13 protein-coding genes are annotated in these 16,146 nt (G+C 68.1%); 4 read left to right on the top strand and 9 right to left on the bottom strand.

All coding sequences use genetic code 11. The features are described 5' to 3' along the window. Positions 1 to 30 precede the first annotated feature (30 nt). Complete coding sequence (locus F3J45_RS02725; protein ID WP_167056975.1) at positions 31 to 936, top strand: LysR family transcriptional regulator; 906 nt, start codon at positions 31 to 33, stop codon at positions 934 to 936. 292 nt (positions 937 to 1,228) lie between these two features. Here the strand turns inward: F3J45_RS02725 and F3J45_RS02720 are convergent, their stop codons facing one another. From F3J45_RS02720 to F3J45_RS02680, 9 genes are read right to left on the bottom strand one after another with little or no spacing between them, the layout of a single operon-like run. After that, complete coding sequence (locus F3J45_RS02720) at positions 1,229 to 2,428, bottom strand: dipeptidase (RefSeq protein WP_167056972.1); 1,200 nt, start codon at positions 2,426 to 2,428, stop codon at positions 1,229 to 1,231. A gap of 27 nt (positions 2,429 to 2,455) precedes the next feature. Further along, positions 2,456 to 4,747 (bottom strand): TonB-dependent receptor, encoded by a 2,292-nt coding sequence (locus F3J45_RS02715; RefSeq protein ID WP_167056969.1) that lies wholly within the window; start codon positions 4,745 to 4,747, stop codon positions 2,456 to 2,458. 24 nt (positions 4,748 to 4,771) lie between these two features. Then, on the bottom strand, positions 4,772 to 5,806 hold the full coding sequence (locus tag F3J45_RS02710; protein WP_167056966.1) for an ABC transporter substrate-binding protein: 1,035 nt from the start codon (positions 5,804 to 5,806) through the stop codon (positions 4,772 to 4,774). A gap of 15 nt (positions 5,807 to 5,821) precedes the next feature. Then, on the bottom strand, positions 5,822 to 7,012 hold the full coding sequence (metC, locus tag F3J45_RS02705) for a cystathionine beta-lyase (protein ID WP_167056963.1): 1,191 nt from the start codon (positions 7,010 to 7,012) through the stop codon (positions 5,822 to 5,824). Beyond that, positions 7,000 to 7,683: an ABC transporter permease subunit gene (locus F3J45_RS02700; protein WP_167056960.1), complete on the bottom strand. Its 684-nt coding sequence runs from the start codon at positions 7,681 to 7,683 to the stop codon at positions 7,000 to 7,002. The genes metC and F3J45_RS02700 overlap by 13 nt, the downstream gene beginning before the upstream one ends. After that, entirely contained in the window at positions 7,673 to 8,425 is a 753-nt protein-coding gene (locus F3J45_RS02695) for an amino acid ABC transporter permease (RefSeq protein WP_167056957.1), read from the bottom strand. The genes F3J45_RS02700 and F3J45_RS02695 overlap by 11 nt, the downstream gene beginning before the upstream one ends. Continuing rightward, the gene (locus tag F3J45_RS02690; protein ID WP_167056955.1) at positions 8,418 to 9,254 is read right to left on the bottom strand and encodes a transporter substrate-binding domain-containing protein; all 837 of its coding nucleotides are present in this window, start codon (positions 9,252 to 9,254) and stop codon (positions 8,418 to 8,420) included. The genes F3J45_RS02695 and F3J45_RS02690 overlap by 8 nt, the downstream gene beginning before the upstream one ends. Next, a complete protein-coding gene (locus tag F3J45_RS02685) occupies positions 9,251 to 9,925 on the bottom strand; it encodes a class II aldolase/adducin family protein (protein ID WP_167056951.1) in 675 nt (224 codons plus the stop codon). Before F3J45_RS02685 ends, F3J45_RS02690 begins: the two co-directional genes overlap by 4 nt. A 26-nt stretch (positions 9,926 to 9,951) precedes the next feature. Beyond that, complete coding sequence (locus F3J45_RS02680; protein ID WP_167056948.1) at positions 9,952 to 12,639, bottom strand: TonB-dependent receptor; 2,688 nt, start codon at positions 12,637 to 12,639, stop codon at positions 9,952 to 9,954. A gap of 546 nt (positions 12,640 to 13,185) precedes the next feature. On the opposite strand from F3J45_RS02680, the gene F3J45_RS02675 reads away from it, so the two are divergent. Genes F3J45_RS02675 through F3J45_RS02665 form a run of 3 tightly spaced genes read left to right on the top strand, consistent with a single transcriptional unit; the run spans position 13,186 to position 16,144 of the window. After that, positions 13,186 to 14,232, top strand: coding sequence for a ScbA/BarX family gamma-butyrolactone biosynthesis protein (locus F3J45_RS02675; RefSeq protein WP_167056945.1), 1,047 nt, complete (start codon positions 13,186 to 13,188; stop codon positions 14,230 to 14,232). Next, positions 14,232 to 14,909 carry an HAD-IA family hydrolase gene (locus tag F3J45_RS02670; protein ID WP_167056942.1) on the top strand — a complete coding sequence of 226 codons (678 nt, stop codon included), beginning with the start codon at positions 14,232 to 14,234 and terminating at the stop codon, positions 14,907 to 14,909. Before F3J45_RS02675 ends, F3J45_RS02670 begins: the two co-directional genes overlap by 1 nt. Beyond that, positions 14,909 to 16,144, top strand: coding sequence for a cytochrome P450 (locus F3J45_RS02665; RefSeq protein ID WP_167056939.1), 1,236 nt, complete (start codon positions 14,909 to 14,911; stop codon positions 16,142 to 16,144). Before F3J45_RS02670 ends, F3J45_RS02665 begins: the two co-directional genes overlap by 1 nt. Positions 16,145 to 16,146 lie beyond the last annotated feature (2 nt).

The following is a 16,146-nucleotide window of genomic DNA, read 5'->3' as shown; positions in this document are numbered from 1 at the left end:
GATCGCTAAAACTCATGAAAGGCCGCCGCGATGATCACCTTCAAGCAAATGGAAGCGCTGTACTGGATTGCCGAATGTGGCAGTTTCGAAGCCGCTGCGCTGCGCCTGAACATGTCCCAGTCGGCGATCTCCAAGCGTATCCAGGAGCTGGAGGACACCTTCGAGACGCCACTGTTCGACCGCAGCCGCCGCAGCGCCCGGCTCACCGAAAAGGGCGTGGAACTGCTGGAGCATGTGCGCGAGCTGCTGGCCCGGCGCGACCAGTTGCTTGAGCGGGTGGGCGCACGGGATGTGCAACTGCGCAGGCTGCGCCTGGGGGTGACCGAGCTGACCGCGCTGACCTGGTTACCGGCGTTCGTCGAGGCCATTCGCCAGGCCTACCCGCGGTTGCAGATCGAGCCGTCGGTGGAGTTGTCCAGCGAGTTGTACCGCAAGCTCGAAGGCGATGAGCTGGACCTGATCGTGGTGCCCGATGTGTTCCAGGATGCGCGCTTCGTCTGCACGCCGCTGCAAAGCGTGGAGAATGCCTGGATGTGCGGGCCGGAGCTTTCGCACTTCGACGGGGAGGTGGCCTTGGCGGACCTGGCGCAATACACGGTCATGACCCAGGGTTCGAGCTCTGGCACGGGGCTGGTGTACGAGCGCTGGCTGGCGGAGCAGGGCGTGCACCTGCCGCGCATGATCACCAGCCAGAACTTGCTGGTGCAGGTGGGCCTGACCATTTCCGGAATTGGCATCAGCTACCTGCCGCGCCAGTGCCTGTCGCAGTTGGTGGAGCGCGGGGCGCTGCAGGTGATCCGCACCCGGCCACGGCTGCCCCAGGTACGCTATGGGGCGCTGTACCGTACCGACCGCAGCCAGGGAATCAACCCGGCGGTGGCTGAATTGGCCGGGCAGACGTGTGATTTTTCCAGGTTGTTGCTGGGGGTTTTCTGAGGGGGCGGTGGGTGTACGGCGATAGGGTGGTAGCGTTCGCGAGACCGAGCGCCGCCCGCGCGGCGCATCGCAGGCAAGCCTGCTCCTACATCTGTTTCGGGCCAGTTAAGCCTGTGCCATCGCGCGCGACCGCCTTGTTAGTCCCCTTCGATGTCGCGTCGTACGCCAAGGGGCCGCGCGCGTAGGCCACATGAACATTGGCCCGAAACAGATGTAGGAGCAGGCTTGCCTGCGATGCGCCGCGCGGGCGGCGCTCGGTCTCCCAGGCGCAGAAAGCACCAAGGCAGGCACCTCACCCCCCACTACGCTGCGCTTGCTGCAACACCCGCAACAGGTTGCCTCCCCAGATATCCGCCAGGTCCTGCTCGCCATACCCTGCATCCAGCAAGCGCTGGCTGATCCGTGGCAGCTGGCTGACGTCCTCCAGGCCCTCGACACCGCCACCCCCATCCCAGTCAGCGCCGATACCCACATGCCTGGGGCCGACCACCTCCAGCACATGCAACAGGTGGCGCATGAACACCTCCAGGTCGGCCCGTGGCTGCGGGTAGCGGCGGTCGATCTCGGCCCGCTCGGCAAACAGCGCGCGGGCCTGTTCAGGGCTCAGTGCAGCGATTTGGCGAAACCGTGCGCCCAGCGCCGCCATGGCCTTGTTCCGCTCAGGGTTGGCCTTGAGCGGTATCAGGTAGTCACTGTAGGCCGTCACCTGCACCACGCCGCCCTTGGCGGCCAACTGGCGCAGGCGCTGGTCGTCGAGGTTGCGCGGGTGGGCATTGACCGCGCGGCTGCTGGAATGGGAGGCGATGATCGGCGCACGCGACAGCGCCAGCACCTGGTCGAACACCGCATCAGAGGCGTGCGACACGTCCAGCAAAATGCCCAGCCGATTGGCCTCGTGCACCAACGCCCGGCCCTGGTCGCTCAAACCGTGCCATTCGGGCAGGGCGGTGGCCGAGTCGGCGAAGTGGTTGCTGGTGAAGTGCACCAGGCCCAGCATGCTCAGCCCCTGGCGCTGGTAGGTGCGCAGCAAGCCAAGGTCGGCGGCCAGCGGTTCTGCGTTTTCCATGCTGATGAACACCACGCGCTTGCCGGTGGCGGCGATGCGCCGGGCATCCTCGGCTGTGCGCGCCAGGGCGAATTGCCCGGGCTGGCGGTCGATCATGTCGCGGATGCGCTGCAAGGTGGCCAGGCCATAGGCACTGGCATAGGCCAGCCCAGCTGCGTCGCGCGGGCCTTGGGGGGTGTAGATGGCGAAGAAACCGCCATCCAGCCCGCCCTCGCGCATACGCGGCAGGTCGACCTGGCTGCCATCGGCCTTGACGTCGTGGCGCTGGCTGATGTCCCAGCCGGGGCGGGTCAATTGCAGGGGGGTGTCCAGGTGGCTGTCGAGCACCAGCAGGCGCTGGTGCAGGGCCAGGGTTTGCGCGCTGACCGCAGTATCGGCGTGCGCGGCCGGGCTGGCCAGGGCGAGGGCCAGTAGCAGTGGCTTCATGGGGCAGGTTCCAAAGGGTGGGCGAGGTCAGAAGTCCACGCTCAGGGTGGTCTGGAAGGTACGTGGCGAGCCTGGGCGGAACACCGCGGGGCCGTCGGTGCTGGTGAGGATGTAGCCCAGGTAATGCTTGTCGAACAGGTTGTCGACGTTGAAGCGCAGCTTGACGCTGGACAACCCGGCGCCGGCCCAGGCCTTGCCGCCCAGGTCCAGGTAGGCGTTGTACAGGGTGTAGCCGGGCACCTGCTCGCTGTTGGTGAAGTTGCTGTAGCGCTCGCCGATGTAGCGCGCCGAAACGTTGAAGATCGCCCAGGGTGCGATCTCCCAGGTGACGCCGGCCTGGGCCAGCCAGCGCGGGCTGTCGGGCAAGTCGTTACCGCTCAGGGCCAGGCCTGCGGCATCGTTCTTGAACTGCGCGCGGTTGTAGGTCAGGGCACCGTTGAAAATCACCTGGCCGCCCAGTGGGCGCGGCTTCCACTGGCCGCTCAGCTCGCTGCCGTAGGCCTGGGCCTTGCCCACGTTCTGGTAGAAGGTTTCCACCTGGCTGCTGCCGGCAACCGGTGAGGCAAAAGCCTGCAGGCGGTTGTCGAAGTCACTGCGGTAAATCGCCCAGGCGGCATTGAAAGTCGGGCGGTTGATGCGCCAACCCAGCTCGTAGTTCTTCGCCCGTTCGGCTTCCGGCGCCGGGGCTTGCGGGCTGGCAGCGCGGTAGATGTCATCGGCGCCACGGGGCAGGGCCATGTTCTCGGAGTAGGAGGCGAACAGCTGGGTACTGTCGGTGAGGTTGTACACCGCCCCCAACTGCGGCAGGAAGCCGTCTTGCCAGGTGGTCGACAAGCGCGGGCTGCGGCCGTTGATGTAGTCACCGGCGTTGCGTGGCCCCTCGATGCGGTAGTCCAGGTTCAGGCGCTTGAAGCCGTACTGCAGCAGCAGGCGGTCATCGAGCAGCGCCCAGGTGTCCTTCAGGTGCAGTTGCAGCGAATCACGGGTCGAGCTGAAGTCACCCTGCAGGTGTACTGGCTCGTCGAACAGCGGCTCGCCAGCGGGGCTGCCGTCGGTAAGGTTGTAGCGCGCCTGCAGGCGGTTGAACACGTCCTTCTCGGCCCAGACACCGGCCTCCAGGCGGTGGTTGCCCACTTCCCATTGCAGGCCCGTGCGGGCGCCGTAGCGATGGCCGCTAAGGGCCGAAAGGCCGTACTGCACGCCCTTGGGCGCGACCAGCCCAGGCACGTTGGCCTCGGCGTTGTGCAAGGCCAGCGAGGTGGCGTAGGCCTCGGGCGATACGCCGTAGCCACGCTTGCCCTCGTAGTAGAGCGTGGCGTACTGGGTCAGGTCGTCGTTGAGGCGGAACTGCCCGCCAAGGCTGTAGAGCGTGTCGCGGCGCTGGTTGACCGCCTGCTTGTAGTACTGGTTGTAGCCAGTGTTGCTGTATTGCACCCCCGGCGTGGTTGCGGGCAGGTCCGGGAGATAGTCCAGGTAAGGGAAGTCGCGCCCCGAGCGGCCGAACGGGTCGTTGGCCGTGCCGTGGTACTGGGCCAGGCTGACGTAGGGCGAGTCATAGTCGTGGAACGCATTGTGCACCACCCGCAGCCACAGGCTGTTGCCCTCGCCAAAGCGGTAGCGCACTTTCGCCTCCAGGTGCTCGCGGTCGATGGTGCCGGGCCCGCGCCACAGGTCGCCGTCGATCTTCGACCGGCTCACGTAGGCCGACAGGCCATTGTGCTCGCCGCTTTGCAGGCGCACGAAGCTGCGCCGCAGGCTGTCGCTGCCCAGGGTGTAGGACACACTGGCGCCAGGCTCCGGCGCCGGGTCGCTGGTCTGGTAGTCAACGTAGGGGCCGAGCGAGGCATAGCCGGCCTGGGTCACGTCGCCGGCACCGGTGGAGGCGGTGACCTGCTGGGTGTTCTCGTTGTCGACGTAGCGGTAGATCGGGCTGCCACCGAATTGGTCGCTGCGCCCCAGCGGCACGCCGTCGATGGAAAAGCCGATCTGCTGCAGGTTGAAGGCGCGCACGAACACCGAGTTGCCGAATTCGTAAAGGCCCAGGGCATCGTTGACCTGCACGTTGAAGCCGGGCAGGGCTTCGAGCATCTTCAGCCCCGAGGTGCCGGCGGGGGCCGACAGCAGGGCCTGGTGCGAGATCGACAAGGTGTTGCTGATGCGGTCTTCACCGATGGCGGCGCTGGCTTCGGTGACGCGCGCGCCAACCACCTGAACCTGGCCCAACTGGGTGTCGTCGGCAAACGCCGGGCTGGCCAGCAGGCCGCCGAGCAGCAGGCCGGGCAGCGGGTTACGGGCAAACGGGGGAGCACTGTGAGTCATGGGCGATCCTTGGCAAAAGTGGCGTCAAAGCCCGGCGTGGGCCTGGGCGAGGTAGTCGGGCTGGGCCCAGGCCTGGACATCGAAGGCCTGTTGCAGGTAACCGTGGCGCAGCAGGAAGTCCTGTTTCAGTTGCAGTGCGGCGAGGTTGCGCGGCGCCAGGTTCGGCACCAGGTCGCGACCGCGCAGGCTTTCGGCGATGAACGCAGCGCCGGGCAGGAAGGTGACCCGGGTCAACAGTGACGCGGCGGCCTCGGGGAACTCGGCGATCCAGCGCCCGGCGCGGATGGCGGCGCGCAGGAAGGCCACCACCACCTCGGGGTGAGCCTCGGCAAAGGCCCGGTCGACCGTGGTGACATAGGGGCCGTTCTGGTTCTTCAAGGTCCAGTCGGGGTAGCGTTCGAGGTCTTCGATCACGGTGAACTGCCCGCTGGCCAGCAGCTTCGGCACATGGCCGTAGCTCACGTGCAAGGCGTCCACCCGGCCCTCGGCCAGCGCCTGCAGCTCGGCGCCGGGGCCGCTGTGCAGGCCGCGCAACTGCGCCCACAGCGCCGCCGGGCGGCGCGCCGGCAGCAGGTCGTGCGGGTCGCCTTCGTCCTCGATCGGCACCAGGCGCACCTGGCCTGGCTGCAGGTCGGCCAGGGCCAGGGCGCTGGTGATACCTTGCTCGGCCACCACCTTGAGCACGTCGATACGCTGGGCGTTGCGGCTTACCGGCACACCGATGCGCTTGCCGAACAGGTCGGCCACCTGGCGAATGCGCCCATCGGCGCGCACCAGGATCTGCCCGGCGCGCTGGGTGGCGGTGGTGGCCAACAGCACCGTGTCGCTGTGCTCGGCCCGGGCCCACAGCGCCGGGGTGGCGCCGCCATCGCGAATCAGCCCTGCCTGGCTATGGTCGAAGTGGCTCAACCAGCCACCGTTGCCCGGCAGCGAGCGCAGGTAGCGGGCCGTGGCCCCGGCGCGTTCGAATTCCTCGTCGAGCCAGCCCAGCTCCACGGCCAGGTTGGAGGCCACCAGCAGTGGGCAGATGCTATAGAAAGCGCTTACAGGTTCAGTCATCTCAGGCTCCATCGTTCAAGGTTGGGAGTGCAGGTGCGTGAAGCCCTGGTCGAGGTCGGCGATCAGGTCGTCGACCGCTTCCAGGCCTACGTGCAGGCGCAGCAGGTGCCCACGCGGCAGCGCGGGCGGGAAGGTGCGTTGTGCATGGGCAATGCGGATCAGGCTCTCGAAGCCGCCCCAGCTGGCGCCCTGGGCAAACAGCTGCAGGCTGTCGAGAAAGGCGTGCAAGGCGGCGTCCGGCACCGGTTGCAGCACCACGCCGAACAGCCCGCTGGCGCCGAGAAAATCGCGTTCGAACAGGGCATGGCCGGGGCTGCCGGGCAGCGCCGGGTGCAGCACCTTGAGCACTTGCGGGCGAGCGCTGAGCCAGCGCGCCACCGCCAGCCCCGATTGCTGGTGCTGGCGCAGGCGCACACCCAGGGTGCGCAGGCCGCGCAGCCCCAGGTAGGCATCGTCGGCGCCGGCGATGTAGCCGAGCAGGCGTACCCGCTCGCGCACCTGGCTGTACAGCGCTTCGGTGGTGGTGATCACGCCGAGCATGGCGTCGCTGTGGCCCACCAGGTACTTGGTGGCAGCCTGCAGCGACACATCAACGCCATGCACGAACGGCTTGAAGAACAGCGGCGTGGCCCAGGTGTTGTCCATCACCAGCAACGCGCCATGGGCATGGGCGACCCGCGCCAGGGCCGGAATGTCCTGCACCTCGAAGGTATTGGAGCCCGGCGCCTCGGCGTACACCAGGCGGGTGTTGGGGCGCATCAGCGCGGCCAGGTCGGCGCCCAGCAGCGGGGCGAAGTAGCTGACGTGCACGCCCATGCCCGGCAGCACCTGGTCGAACAGCTGGCGGGCGTGGCCGTAGCAGTTATCGGTGACCAGCACATGGTCGCCGCGTTGCACCAGGGCCAGGATCGCCCCGGCGATGGCGGCCAGCCCCGAAGGCATCACCAGGCTGCGAAAGCCGCCCTCCAGTGCTGCCACGGCGTCTTCGAAGGCGGCGGTGGTGGGGTTGCCGTTGCGCCCGTAGATGTGTTCACGCAGCTGCGGGTCAGCGGCCTGCTCCAGGTAGCGGGGCAGGGTCTGGCTGTTGGGCCAGATGAACGTCGAGCTGCGGTACACCGGGGTATTGACCGTGCCGGCGTGGTTGGCCGGGTCACGGCCGCTGTGGGTCAGGCGCGTGTCATCGCGCCACGGCTTCAGTGGCTCCATCGCAGCTCCAGGTGGCGGGCCCAGCGGGCCAGCGGGTAGATGAAGAAAAAGAACGCGGCAAACGCCAGGGCGTAGGCGGGCAGCAGCACATCGGGGCGCAACTGACCGGCCAGGTGGCTTTGCAGCACGCTCATCAGCTCTTCCACGCCCAGCAGGCTGCCCAGCGAAGTGGACATGCACAGGGTGCAGAACAGGTTCATCCAGGGCGGCAGCAGGCTGCGCAGCGACTGTGGCGCGATCACCCAGCGCAGCGCCTGCCAGCGCGACAGGCCCAGGGCCTGGGCGGCCTGCCACTGGCCGGCCGGCACCGCCTGCAGGGCGCCGCGCAGCATTTCCGCCACGTAGCCGCTGGCCGGCAATGCCAGGCCCAGGGCAACCTTCAGCCAGTCGGCCAGTTGCAGCCAGTGCCCGGCCAGCTTGACCTCGTAGGGCAGCAAGTAGGCCACGTAGAACATCACCACCAGCCAGGGCAGGTTGCGCAGGCCACGGCCCACGCGCCCGGCCAGGCGTGCCAGGCCCGGTGCGGCGATGACCTGGGCCAGCCCCAACAGCGTGCCGGCAGCGGTGGCCAGGGCCATGGCCAACAGGCCCATGGCGATGTTCAGCGCAAAGCCTTGGCCCAGCGCCGGCAGCCACTGCCAGAACAGTGAGGGCAGCGATTCAGCGGCCATTGGCAGCCTCCCGCCCAGGCAACTGCAGGCGCGCTTCCAGGCGCCCCAGCAGCCAGCTGCAGGTGCCGATCAGCAACAACCAGGTCACCAGCAGCACCTGCATCATTTCGCCGACGTTGAAGCGGTCGGCCCAGATACGGTTGGCCGCGTACAGCAGCTCGGGCGCGGCCACCGCGTACGCCACCGAGGTGGCCTTCAAGGTCTGCACCAGGTTGTTACCCAGGGCTGGCAGGCTGTTGCGCAGGGCCAGCGGCAGCAGGATGTGACGCCACAGGGCCGGGCCCTGCAGGCCCAGTGCCGCCGCCGCCTCGCGGATGCCCTGGGGCACGGCGTCGATACCGGCGCGCAGCGCTTCGACCTGAAAGGCGCCGCTGTACAGGGCGATGGCGATCATTGCCCAGCCGGTGCCGCCCAGCAGCCGCACCGGGCTGCCATCCTCACCCACGGTCAGCGGCAGCAGGGCGCCGACACCGAAATACAGGAAGAACAACTGCACCAGCAGCGGCGTGCTGCGCCACAGCGCCACATAGCCGTTGACCAGGCCGCGCAGCCAGGGCCGTGGCGAGTGCTGGGCGGCCACGCCAAGGGCGCCGATCAACAGCGACGCCACGCCACAGGTCAGCGCCATGCCCAGCGTCAGGCCCAGCCCTTCGAGCAGGCGGCTGCGGTCCAGTGGGTCCCACAGTACGCTGAGCACCAGGCCGTGCTGGTCGAGCCAGGTTTGCAGGCTGCTGTCAGTCATGCGCTGCCACCTGCTGCCGGGCGCGCTGGTGCTGGGCCGCCACCCAGGGGTTGGGGGCCAGGCCGTAGCGCTGCTCCAGGCTGACGATCAGGCCTTCGGCGTGCCAACCCTCGACGATGGCGGACACCGCCTTGAGCAGCGCCGGTTGCCCCTGGCGCACGGCGATGCCCCAGGGCGCCGGGTCCTGCCCGGGCAGTTTCACTTCGTAGTCTTGCCAGCCGGGGCTGGCGGCCAGTGCCTGGTACAGCACATCGTCGCCCAGGGCGCCGAGGCAGCGCTGGTCGGCCACCGCCTTGCGTACCTCGGCGCTGCCGTTGAAGGCAATGAAGTGCACGCCATAGCGCGCCTCCAGCGGGCGCACCCACACGCTGGTGGCCGGTGCACACAGGGTTTTGCCGCGCAGCGCCTGCCAGTCGGCCAGCGGCGTGGCCTTGGGTGCGAACACCGTGGCTGCCGAGCTGTAGAATCCGGGGCTGGCGAAGTCCACCTGGCGGCGCCGCGCCGGGGTATCGAGCATCGAGGTCACCAGCAGGTCGCAGCGCCCCTGCTGCAGAAACAGGATGCGATTGACCGGGTTCACCTGCACCAGTTGCAGCTTCAGGCCCTGGCCAAGGGTGGCCGACAACTGCTGGTGCAGGTCGCCGATCAGGTCGGGAATCAGCCCGGCCGGGCGGTTGTCGGCGCCAATGAACTTGAACGGTGGAAACTCATCGCCACTGCAGACGTTAAGCACCCCGCGCGCCACCGCCCGCTCCAGCAGCGGCTCGGCACTGGCACCTGCGCTGAGCAATAGCGCGCCCAGGCACAGGGCGTAGCGGGCGCTGCTCATGGTGCCACCCAGCCCTGGCGCGACTGCACAGCGGCGCCGGCCGGGAAGGGCTGCGGTGTGCCCAGTTGGGCGGCCAGCCAGGTCAGGTGGGCAGACTCCTCCAGGTTGATCAGCAGGCGCGTGGTGGCCAGCAGGTCGCGCTCGCTCCAGGCGAACGGGCCGTGGTTGGCCAGCAGCGCCGCAGGTGCCCGGGGGTGGGCCTGCAGCGCATCGATCACCGGCTGCGCCGAGTAGCGCGGGCCCCAGGCGGTCAGGGGGATTTCCTGGTCCTCGTCGAGCACGCCAAGCAACTGGCTGGCATGGGCGCGCAGCGGTCGCCCGGCGATGGCGAAGGCGCTCAGGTAGGGCGAGTGGGTGTGGATCACCGAACGCACCTGGGGCCGCTGGCGGTAGATGGCCACGTGCAGTGCGGCCACTTCGCGCAGGTTGTCGCTGGCATGGCCCTGGCTGTGGTCGAGGTCGAAATCGAACAGCGCGGCGCGCCCTGCGTCGGCACCGTTGAGCGTGGCGATCAACAGGCGCTGCTCGCTCGGCAGGCGCAGGCTGATGTTTCCGGCCTGGTTGGCCGACAGCGCCTGGTGCTGCAGCAGCAATTGGCGGGCGCTGGCGAAGTCTTTCTCGAACTGCTGGGCGAACAGCAGCAGGTCCGCGGTGGAGGCAGATTGGCTCATGGGGGTGTTCCTGTGCAGGTGGCGGGTCAGAAGCGGTAGTTGGCCTTGAGGTAGTAGAAGGCACCCTCGGCACCGGCCGGCGAGATGCTCTGGTACTGCACGCGGCCACCGACGAAGCGGTTGGCCACGTCGATCTTGTCGGGGTAGCTGTCGAACAGGTTGTTGGCTCCCACGGTGAGGGTGAGGGCGCTGTCCACGTCATAGGACAGGCTGGCGTTGCTCACCCACTGGCTGGCGAAGGTCTGGTCGAATTGCGTGCCAGCGTTGGAGTCGAGGGTGTAGCGGCCATAGCGCAGGGTGGTGAAGTTGGCCTGCCACGGGCCGCGGCGCCAGTCGGCGCCCAGTACCAGCTTGCTTTGCGGGCTGGCGCTCTGCACATAGCTCAGGGCTTCGCGGTTTATCAGGATGACGCCGGTGCCGGCCAGCGGGCCTGGGTTGTCCTTGACGTCGGTGACCTGGGTTTTGCTCCAGTTGAAACCGCCGGTCAGGGTCAGCTCGCCCACCTGCGCCAGGTTCAGGCGGTAGCTGCCGATCAGGTCCAGGCCGTGGGTGCGGGTGTCCAGGGCGTTGGTGAAGAAGCTCACGCCGGAGTAGTTGCCGTAGCCTTGGCTGGCGAGGATCTGGCTAACGGTGGTGCCGCGCAGGGTTTCGGAAAGCGCAATGCGGTCCTTGATGCGAATCTGGTAGGCGTCCAGGGTCAGGCTTGCGGCCTCGCTGGGTTGCCATACCAGGCCCAGCGAAACGTTGGTCGACTTTTCCGGCTTCAGGTCACTGGCGCCCAGCGCACGGGCCACGGCGGTATCGACGCTGACCGTGCCCACCTGGTAGGCGGTAGGGTCGCCGGCAAGAAATTCGGTTTGCGTCGCCGAGGTGCCGATCTGGCCTAGGGTTGGGGCGCGGTAGCCGCTGCTCAGGGTCGAGCGCAGGCCGAACTGCTCGGTGAAGTCGTAACGCAGCGAGAATTTGCCGGTCGTGGTGGTGCCGAAGTCGTCGTAGTGCTCGCTGCGCGCTGCCAGGCCCAGTTGCAGGGCCTGGGTCAGCTGTTGCTCAAGGCCGAGGTAGCCGCCGAACACCTTGCGCGAATAGCTACCCTCGTCGCTGGGTTGGGTGCCGGGAAAACCCTGGGCACCACCGGCGCGGCCGGCGAGCACGCTGCCCTGGGCCCATGAGGCGGTGTCGCCGGCAATCACCTCGTAGCCTTCCCGGCGCCAGGCCAGGCCGCTGGAAAACACCAGCGGGCCGGCGCCGTAGCCGACGCTGAATTCCTTGACGTGGTCCAGGCTCAGCTGGGCCTGGTCGTTCACCAGTGCGCCGGCATCGAAGCTGCGCGGGCTGGCGGCACCGAGGCTGGCGTTGAGCGAGTCGCCCACGTGATAGTCGATGCGGTTGCGGCCATAGGTGGCGCTGAGGTCGAAGCGGCCAAGCAGCGGGTCGTCATATTTCACGCCGGTGGTGGCGGCGGCGTCACGCGAGCGCACGTCGAGCAGGGGCAGGAAGCCGTTGGGGTAGACGCTGGTGATGTTGTTGGCGTCGATGGGCCGGCGAAACACGGCCTGGGATTCGGCGGTGCGGTCCTGGTAGGTGGCAAAGCCGTAGAGTTCGGTTTGCTCGTTGACGAACGCCCCGGCGTTGACGCCGATCTTCCAGTCGTCCAGCCCCGGCGAGCCATAGCGCCAGTGGCGGTCGGCATCGGCTTCGCGGCTGTCGCCTGCGGGGTAGAACTGGCGCAGGTCGGTGCCCGCGGTGGAGGTGCGTTCGCTTTCCACGCCTTCGGCGCTCAGGGTCAGGTAGCCGTCGCCGGGCAGGCTGAAGCCTTTCCAGCCCGACAGCGAGCGGCTGAAACCGTCGCCCTTGGTGTACTGGCCGACACTGGCCTGGGCTTCGCCGCCGTGGTCCTGGTCCTTGAGCACGATGTTGATTACCCCGGCGATGGCGTCCGAGCCGTACTGGGCCGAGGCGCCATCGCGCAGCAGCTCGATATGGTCGATGGCCGACACCGGGATCGTCGCCAGGTCCACGGCCTGCGAGCCACGGCCAAGGGTGGCCTTGGTGTTGACGAAGGCCGAGGCATGCCGGCGCTTGCCATTGACCAGCACCAGCACCTGGTCGGCGGCAAGCCCGCGCAGCAGCACTGGGCGTTGCGCCGAAACCCCGTCAGTGCCGTTGATCTGCGGGTAGGTCACCGACGGCACCAGGGTTTCCAAGGCCCGGGCCAGGCTGTCGTGGCCGGTGCGGCGCAGCGCCTCGCCGTCGATGATGTCGACCGGGGCGCTGCCTTGCAGGGCGCTGACATCGCTGCGCCGGGTGCCGATCACCTGCACGGCGCCCAGGCGCGGTGCGGCGGCAGGGGTAACGGGGGCAGCAGCCGGGGCGGTGGCGGAGGTGGCATGGATACGCAGGGCCCCGCTGGGTGTGCTGCTATGGCCAAGGCCGCTGCCGTGCAGGGCGGTGTCCAGGGCTTGTTGGGGCGTGAGCCTGCCGTGGATGGCCGGGGCGTTCAGGCCGGCGACCTGGGCCTGGTCGAAGGCGATGGCTTTGCCGCTGCGCTGGGAGATGGCCAGCAGCGCCTCTTCGAGGCTGCCGGCGGGGATGTCGTAGTCGGCCTGTTGCAGCGTGCTGGCCGGCGGTACGGCGGTGTCGGCGTGCACCTGGGCGGGCAGGGCATGGATGGCCAGGGCGCAGGCCAGGGGGGCGAGGGCGAAACGTCGGGGCATAGGTGGAACTCCGGGTCGGTGCAGCGCAGTCGTGTGTTGGCTGTTGTTTCCGACCTTGAGCGATGAGGGCGCGGGAATTTCAGTGGGGGCGTTAGAACTTGTGGTTGGGGGGTTATAACTGGGGTTGGGGTGTGAACCGTTTTTGGGGTGTGTTGCCTGGGAGATCGAGCGCCGCCCGCGCGGCGCTTCGCGAGCTGCGCTCGCTCCTACGTTTGTTTCGGGCCAATTACGCCTGCGCCATCGCGCGCGACCGCCTTGTGGGTACGACGCGATATCGAGGCATGCTCCAAGGCGTTCGCGCGCAAATCCCCCAGGACTCACTGGCCCGAAACAGACGTAGGAGCGAGCGCAGCTCGCGAAGCGCCGCGCGGGCGGCGCTCGATCTCCCAGGCAACACATCCCTACCGCCCAACACCCCCTGCACCCCCTACACCCCAACTCGATCTAAGCAAGTAACCAAACAATCTCAACCCCCACTGAAAACTTCCTCGTCCAGTTGCACAGCTTGGGCAGATCACCCATTAACAACCTGACGAGGCCACCCCCATGACCACCTTGCAGCACCCCGAACCCAACACCTTCGACCCCGCCGTGCTACTGGCCGCCAGTGTCGACGAAAACACCGTCCCCCGTGGCATGGTCCACCGCGCCGCGGTCAGCGAAGTGTTCCTCACCGGCGCCCAGCGCATCGGCGAAGGCCACTTCCGCTGCCTGGCGCAATTACCGCGCACCCACAGCTACTTCAGCGAACACACCCACCGCGACGCCCACTACGACATGCTGCTGTTGCTCGAAGTGTTCCGCCAGGCGTCCATCTACATCTCCCACGCCTTCCTCGATGTCAGCGCCAAGGACAAGTTCATCTACCTCGACAGCGACACCCGGGTGGTCGAGCGCGCAGCGCTGGTGGTCGGCGACCGCCCGGCCTCGGCACTGATCGAAGTGCGTGTGGTGGACGAATACGTGCGCCACGGCGTGCGCAGCGGCGTGACGCTGGACATGACCCTGGCCCTCAACGGCCGCGTGGCCGCCCGCCACGAGCGCATGGCCATCCGCTGGATGACTGACGCGGCCTGGAACAAGATGCGCAACCGCGCCATCGCCGCCACCGCCCCGCATGCCGACCCGCGCTCCCAGCTGCCCGCGCCGCTGGCGCCGTTCCAGGTCGGCCGCCACTGGCTGAACAACGTGGTACTGGGGCGCGACATCCAGGTCGATGACGGCCAACTGGTGGGCACCCTGATCGTCGACCAAGGCAACCCGGCGATCTTCGACCACCCCCTGGACCACATCCCCGGCATGCTGCTGCTCGAAGGTTTCCGCCAGATCGCCCTGCTCGCGGCCAAGCGCCAGGCGGGGCTCGCGCCCGACGAGCTGTTGCTGGCGCGGGCCAAGGTGGTGTTCGCCCGCTTCGGCGAGTTCGGCCTGGCCACCGAGGTCCGTGCGGACCTGGGCAGCCTGCGCGTGGCCGACGATGGCCGGGTGCTGCTGAGCCTGACGGTCGAGCAGGGTGGGGCACAATTGGCCAGTGCCGAGGTGGAACTGCAGCGGCTGGTGGAACCGGCCTTGCTGGCCGCCGTGGGAGGTGCCTGATGAGTGCCATCGAGCGAGTCTGGTTCGATTTCGGCGGCGTGCTGTCGCCGCCAATCGATGCACTGTTCGACCAGTATCAGGTCAAGACCGGCATCGCCCCGCTGGCCTTGCAGCAGGCCATCGCCGAGGTGGCTGCCGAGCTGGGCGTGCCACCCTTGGCGCCCATCGAGAATGCCCTGCTCAGCGAGGACGAATGGGGCCGGCGCGTGGAGTTGGCGTTGCTGGCCCAGGCGCCGCCGGCCGACCTGTCGCGGGCGCGCCTGCGCCGCTTCGGCGAGCAATGGTTCGCCGGGGTGCAGGCCAACGTGCACATGGTTGAGGCGGCGCGCACGCTGAAGCAGGCGGGCTATGCCATCGGCATCCTGACCAACAATGTGGTCGAGTGGGAGCCGCACTGGCGGCCCATCGTCGGCCTGGAAGGCGTGGTCGACCTGGTGGTCGACTCCTGCAAGGAAGGTTGCCGCAAACCCGACGCCCAGTTCTTCGACATCGCCCTGGCCCGCGCCGGCCTGCCGGCCCACGCCAACCTGCTGATCGACGACCTGGCCGGCAATGTGGCCGCCGCCGCCGCCCGCGGCTGGCAAACCGTGCACTTTCGCGACAACCCCCAGGCCCTGGCCGATATTGCCCGGGCCACGGGGGTTGGCGCGCTGCTGGCCCAAGGAGAACCTGCCTGATGAACATTGCCCTGGACACACTGGCGCGCCAACCGCTGTTGGCAGACATCACCATCGAGCACATTCCCCAGTTGGATGCCGCACCTGCCTACCGCGAACTGCCCGCCGAAGCTGGCTTCAAACGCATCTTGCTGCCCAGCGGCCACAGCGCCATCCACCTCACCCGGCATGCCGAGGTGCAAGCACTGCTGCTCGACAACCGCGCCATCCGCGCACCCTGCAACGAAGAGGGCGGGCCGAGTTTCCTGCCGACCATCACCCCACCCGAGCTGCTGCTGAACAACGACATCCCCGACCACGGCCGCCTGCGCAAGGTCGTGGCGCGGGATTTCAGCCCCAGTGGCGTGGCCCTGCTGCGCGAAACAGTGGAGCAGGTGACCCACGCCCGCATCGATCTTCTGCGCCAGCAACCGCGCGGCGCCGACCTGTTCAGCCTGGTGCTGGAGCAGGTGCCCTCGACCGTCGACTGCCAGTTGCTGGGCATTCCCCTGGCCGACCGCGACTACTACCGGCCCCTGAGCCATACCGTTCAGGTGGCGTCCGACGCCGACGTGCCCGAGCTGTTGCGCCAGTTCTGGGGCGTGTACGGCTACCTTACCGACCTGGTGACCGGCGCCCGGCCCAGCCATGCCGATGGCCTTATCCAGCGCTTCGTCGCCAGCCGCGATGACAGCGAGCCGCCACTGTCAGACAAGGAACTGGTGGGCATTCTGCTGGGTGTACTGATTGGCGGCGACCAGAACATCCTCAGCGTGCTGACCAAGGCCGTGTACGTGCTGCTGGCACAACCGGCGTTATACCGCAGCCTGGTGGACGACCCGCAGCGTATCCCGCAGGCCGTCGAGGAACTGCTGCGCCTGCTGCCGCTGGGCACCATCTCGACCTTCCCGCGCCTGGCCAGCAGCGACCTGGATGGGCCGTGGGGGCTGATTCCGGCGGGCAGCGTGATCTACGCCGATGCCTTCGCCGCCAACCGTGACCCCGAGGTGTTCCCCGACCCGCTGGCCATTCGCCTGGGCCGCCAGGACGGGCGCCACCTGCAGTTCGGCTATGGCATGCACAACTGCATGGGCGCGGCGCTGGCGCGGCTGGAAATCACCACGGTGCTGCAGATTCTGGTAGAGCGCTTGCCTGATTTGCGCCTGGACATCCCGGCGCACGACGTGCCGTGGGTCGAGGGCATCATCCTGCGTCGCCCCACGCGCCTGCCGGTGCGCGGCTTCAACACCCCTTGAGC

It is taken from the genome of Pantoea sp. Ap-967, from assembly GCF_011752565.1.
Taxonomy (GTDB): domain Bacteria; phylum Pseudomonadota; class Gammaproteobacteria; order Pseudomonadales; family Pseudomonadaceae; genus Aquipseudomonas.
This window is presented reverse-complemented; position numbering and strand designations above follow the sequence as displayed.